A 5,243-nucleotide genomic window follows, 5' to 3' on the forward strand; every position below is an offset into this window, starting at 1 on the left:
TCAGACTGATAGTCAAAAAGATTATCAGCATCACAAGTGACTACACGAGAAATCGAAATAGTCATTTGAGATTGCTGAGCCAAGTTTAGGGTTTTCTCAAAACCCAAGCAGTATTGAACTGAAGAGTTTGATCATGGCTCAGATTGAACGCTGGCGGCAGGCCTAACACATGCAAGTCGAGCGGATGACGGGAGCTTGCTCCTTGATTCAGCGGCGGACGGGTGAGTAATACCTAGGAATCTGCCTGATAGTGGGGGACAACGTTTCGAAAGGAACGCTAATACCGCATACGTCCTACGGGAGAAAGCAGGGGACCTTCGGGCCTTGCGCTATCAGATGAGCCTAGGTCGGATTAGCTAGTTGGTGAGGTAATGGCTCACCAAGGCGACGATCCGTAACTGGTCTGAGAGGATGATCAGTCACACTGGAACTGAGACACGGTCCAGACTCCTACGGGAGGCAGCAGTGGGGAATATTGGACAATGGGCGAAAGCCTGATCCAGCCATGCCGCGTGTGTGAAGAAGGTCTTCGGATTGTAAAGCACTTTAAGTTGGGAGGAAGGGCAGTAAGCTAATACCTTGCTGTTTTGACGTTACCGACAGAATAAGCACCGGCTAACTCTGTGCCAGCAGCCGCGGTAATACAGAGGGTGCAAGCGTTAATCGGAATTACTGGGCGTAAAGCGCGCGTAGGTGGTTCGTTAAGTTGGATGTGAAATCCCCGGGCTCAACCTGGGAACTGCATCCAAAACTGGCGAGCTAGAGTAGGGCAGAGGGTGGTGGAATTTCCTGTGTAGCGGTGAAATGCGTAGATATAGGAAGGAACACCAGTGGCGAAGGCGACCACCTGGGCTCATACTGACACTGAGGTGCGAAAGCGTGGGGAGCAAACAGGATTAGATACCCTGGTAGTCCACGCCGTAAACGATGTCAACTAGCCGTTGGAATCCTTGAGATTTTAGTGGCGCAGCTAACGCATTAAGTTGACCGCCTGGGGAGTACGGCCGCAAGGTTAAAACTCAAATGAATTGACGGGGGCCCGCACAAGCGGTGGAGCATGTGGTTTAATTCGAAGCAACGCGAAGAACCTTACCAGGCCTTGACATCCAATGAACTTTCCAGAGATGGATTGGTGCCTTCGGGAACATTGAGACAGGTGCTGCATGGCTGTCGTCAGCTCGTGTCGTGAGATGTTGGGTTAAGTCCCGTAACGAGCGCAACCCTTGTCCTTAGTTACCAGCACGTAATGGTGGGCACTCTAAGGAGACTGCCGGTGACAAACCGGAGGAAGGTGGGGATGACGTCAAGTCATCATGGCCCTTACGGCCTGGGCTACACACGTGCTACAATGGTCGGTACAGAGGGTTGCCAAGCCGCGAGGTGGAGCTAATCTCACAAAACCGATCGTAGTCCGGATCGCAGTCTGCAACTCGACTGCGTGAAGTCGGAATCGCTAGTAATCGCGAATCAGAATGTCGCGGTGAATACGTTCCCGGGCCTTGTACACACCGCCCGTCACACCATGGGAGTGGGTTGCACCAGAAGTAGCTAGTCTAACCTTCGGGAGGACGGTTACCACGGTGTGATTCATGACTGGGGTGAAGTCGTAACAAGGTAGCCGTAGGGGAACCTGCGGCTGGATCACCTCCTTAATCGACGACATCAGCTGCTTCATAAGCTCCCACACGAATTGCTTGATTCATTGAAGAAGACGATTAGGTTAGCAACCTTCGATTGGGTCTGTAGCTCAGTTGGTTAGAGCGCACCCCTGATAAGGGTGAGGTCGGCAGTTCGAATCTGCCCAGACCCACCAATTGCTGGGGCCATAGCTCAGCTGGGAGAGCGCCTGCCTTGCACGCAGGAGGTCAGCGGTTCGATCCCGCTTGGCTCCACCACCCCTCTTGCTCAACCGTGTCAAAGCTTAGAAATGAGCATTCCATTGTGATGATGGTGAATGTTGATTTCTGAACTTTTTCAGAATCGTTCTTTAAAAATTTGGGTATGTGATAGAAATAGACTGAATAGCACTTTCACTGGTGTTTATTCAGGCTAAGGTAAAATTTGTGAGTGTCTCTTAAGTTTTAAGAGTATTGCGAATTTTCGGCGAATGTCGTCTTCACAGTATAACCAGATTGCTTGGGGTTATATGGTCAAGTGAAGAAGCGCATACGGTGGATGCCTTGGCAGTCAGAGGCGATGAAAGACGTGGTAGCCTGCGATAAGCTTCGGGGAGTCGGCAAACAGACTTTGATCCGGAGATCTCTGAATGGGGGAACCCACCTAGGATAACCTAGGTATCTTGTACTGAATACATAGGTGCAAGAGGCGAACCAGGGGAACTGAAACATCTAAGTACCCTGAGGAAAAGAAATCAACCGAGATTCCCTTAGTAGTGGCGAGCGAACGGGGACTAGCCCTTAAGTTGATTTGAGATTAGCGGAACGCTCTGGAAAGTGCGGCCATAGTGGGTGATAGCCCTGTACGCGAAAATCTCTTTTCAATGAAATCGAGTAGGACGGAGCACGAGAAACTTTGTCTGAATATGGGGGGACCATCCTCCAAGGCTAAATACTACTGACTGACCGATAGTGAACTAGTACCGTGAGGGAAAGGCGAAAAGAACCCCGGAGAGGGGAGTGAAATAGATCCTGAAACCGTATGCGTACAAGCAGTGGGAGCCTACTTGTTAGGTGACTGCGTACCTTTTGTATAATGGGTCAGCGACTTATATTCAGTGGCGAGCTTAACCGAATAGGGGAGGCGTAGCGAAAGCGAGTCTTAATAGGGCGTTTAGTCGCTGGGTATAGACCCGAAACCGGGCGATCTATCCATGGGCAGGTTGAAGGTTAGGTAACACTGACTGGAGGACCGAACCGACTACCGTTGAAAAGTTAGCGGATGACCTGTGGATCGGAGTGAAAGGCTAATCAAGCTCGGAGATAGCTGGTTCTCCTCGAAAGCTATTTAGGTAGCGCCTCATGTATCACTGTAGGGGGTAGAGCACTGTTTCGGCTAGGGGGTCATCCCGACTTACCAAACCGATGCAAACTCCGAATACCTACAAGTGCCGAGCATGGGAGACACACGGCGGGTGCTAACGTCCGTCGTGAAAAGGGAAACAACCCAGACCGTCAGCTAAGGTCCCAAAGTCATGGTTAAGTGGGAAACGATGTGGGAAGGCTTAGACAGCTAGGAGGTTGGCTTAGAAGCAGCCACCCTTTAAAGAAAGCGTAATAGCTCACTAGTCGAGTCGGCCTGCGCGGAAGATGTAACGGGGCTCAAACCATGCACCGAAGCTACGGGTGTCACTTAGGTGACGCGGTAGAGGAGCGTTCTGTAAGCCTGTGAAGGTGAGTTGAGAAGCTTGCTGGAGGTATCAGAAGTGCGAATGCTGACATGAGTAACGACAATGGGAGTGAAAAACTCCCACGCCGAAAGACCAAGGTTTCCTGCGCAACGTTAATCGACGCAGGGTTAGTCGGTCCCTAAGGCGAGGCTGAAAAGCGTAGTCGATGGAAAACAGGTTAATATTCCTGTACTTCTGGTTATTGCGATGGAGGGACGGAGAAGGCTAGGCCAGCTTGGCGTTGGTTGTCCAAGTTTAAGGTGGTAGGCTGAGATCTTAGGTAAATCCGGGATCTTAAGGCCGAGAGCTGATGACGAGTGCTCTTTAGAGCGCGAAGTGGTTGATGCCATGCTTCCAAGAAAAGCTTCTAAGCTTCAGATAACCAGGAACCGTACCCCAAACCGACACAGGTGGTTGGGTAGAGAATACCAAGGCGCTTGAGAGAACTCGGGTGAAGGAACTAGGCAAAATGGCACCGTAACTTCGGGAGAAGGTGCGCCGGTGAGGGTGAAGGACTTGCTCCGTAAGCCCATGCCGGTCGAAGATACCAGGCCGCTGCGACTGTTTATTAAAAACACAGCACTCTGCAAACACGAAAGTGGACGTATAGGGTGTGACGCCTGCCCGGTGCCGGAAGGTTAATTGATGGGGTTAGCTAACGCGAAGCTCTTGATCGAAGCCCCGGTAAACGGCGGCCGTAACTATAACGGTCCTAAGGTAGCGAAATTCCTTGTCGGGTAAGTTCCGACCTGCACGAATGGCGTAACGATGGCGGCGCTGTCTCCACCCGAGACTCAGTGAAATTGAAATCGCTGTGAAGATGCAGTGTATCCGCGGCTAGACGGAAAGACCCCGTGAACCTTTACTATAGCTTTGCACTGGACTTTGAATTTGCTTGTGTAGGATAGGTGGGAGGCTTTGAAGCGTGGACGCCAGTTCGCGTGGAGCCATCCTTGAAATACCACCCTGGCAACTTTGAGGTTCTAACTCAGGTCCGTCATCCGGATCGAGGACAGTGTATGGTGGGTAGTTTGACTGGGGCGGTCTCCTCCTAAAGAGTAACGGAGGAGTACGAAGGTGCGCTCAGACCGGTCGGAAATCGGTCGTAGAGTATAAAGGCAAAAGCGCGCTTGACTGCGAGACAGACACGTCGAGCAGGTACGAAAGTAGGTCTTAGTGATCCGGTGGTTCTGTATGGAAGGGCCATCGCTCAACGGATAAAAGGTACTCCGGGGATAACAGGCTGATACCGCCCAAGAGTTCATATCGACGGCGGTGTTTGGCACCTCGATGTCGGCTCATCACATCCTGGGGCTGAAGCCGGTCCCAAGGGTATGGCTGTTCGCCATTTAAAGTGGTACGCGAGCTGGGTTTAGAACGTCGTGAGACAGTTCGGTCCCTATCTGCCGTGGACGTTTGAGATTTGAGAGGGGCTGCTCCTAGTACGAGAGGACCGGAGTGGACGAACCTCTGGTGTTCCGGTTGTCACGCCAGTGGCATTGCCGGGTAGCTATGTTCGGAAGAGATAACCGCTGAAAGCATCTAAGCGGGAAACTTGCCTCAAGATGAGATCTCACTGGAGCCTTGAGCTCCCTGAAGGGCCGTCGAAGACTACGACGTTGATAGGTTGGGTGTGTAAGTGCTGTGAGGCATTGAGCTAACCAATACTAATTGCCCGTGAGGCTTGACCATATAACACCCAAGCAATTTGCGTCGAAATGACCAGATTGCGGTGTTGTGAAGACGAAACGAACCGAAAGTTTGCGACTCACAACTATCACATACCCGATTTGCTGGAGCGTCGAAAGACGGTCTGGTACACAGAATTTCTTGACGACCATAGAGCATTGGAACCACCTGATCCCATCCCGAACTCAGCAGTGAAACGATGCATCGC

Annotated in this window: 2 tRNA genes and 3 rRNA genes; all 5 read left to right on the forward strand. The window is 51.5% G+C overall.

Features of this window, described 5'->3' with window-relative positions:
- The first annotated feature begins 115 nt into the window (after nucleotides 1-115).
- A 16S ribosomal RNA gene (locus UIA24_RS22760) occupies nucleotides 116-1,652 on the forward strand.
- A gap of 84 nt (nucleotides 1,653-1,736) precedes the next feature.
- Nucleotides 1,737-1,813: transfer RNA gene (locus UIA24_RS22765), tRNA-Ile, on the forward strand.
- A 6-nt stretch (nucleotides 1,814-1,819) separates the two neighbouring features.
- Nucleotides 1,820-1,895 (forward strand) — tRNA-Ala (locus UIA24_RS22770).
- A 253-nt stretch (nucleotides 1,896-2,148) separates the two neighbouring features.
- Nucleotides 2,149-5,038: ribosomal RNA gene (locus UIA24_RS22775) — 23S ribosomal RNA — on the forward strand.
- 137 nt (nucleotides 5,039-5,175) lie between these two features.
- Nucleotides 5,176-5,243 (forward strand): 5S ribosomal RNA (gene rrf, locus UIA24_RS22780); the annotation flags it as partial.

The sequence above is a fragment of the Pseudomonas sp. AL 58 genome (assembly GCF_036348395.1).
GTDB classification, from domain to species: domain Bacteria; phylum Pseudomonadota; class Gammaproteobacteria; order Pseudomonadales; family Pseudomonadaceae; genus Aquipseudomonas; species Aquipseudomonas defluvii.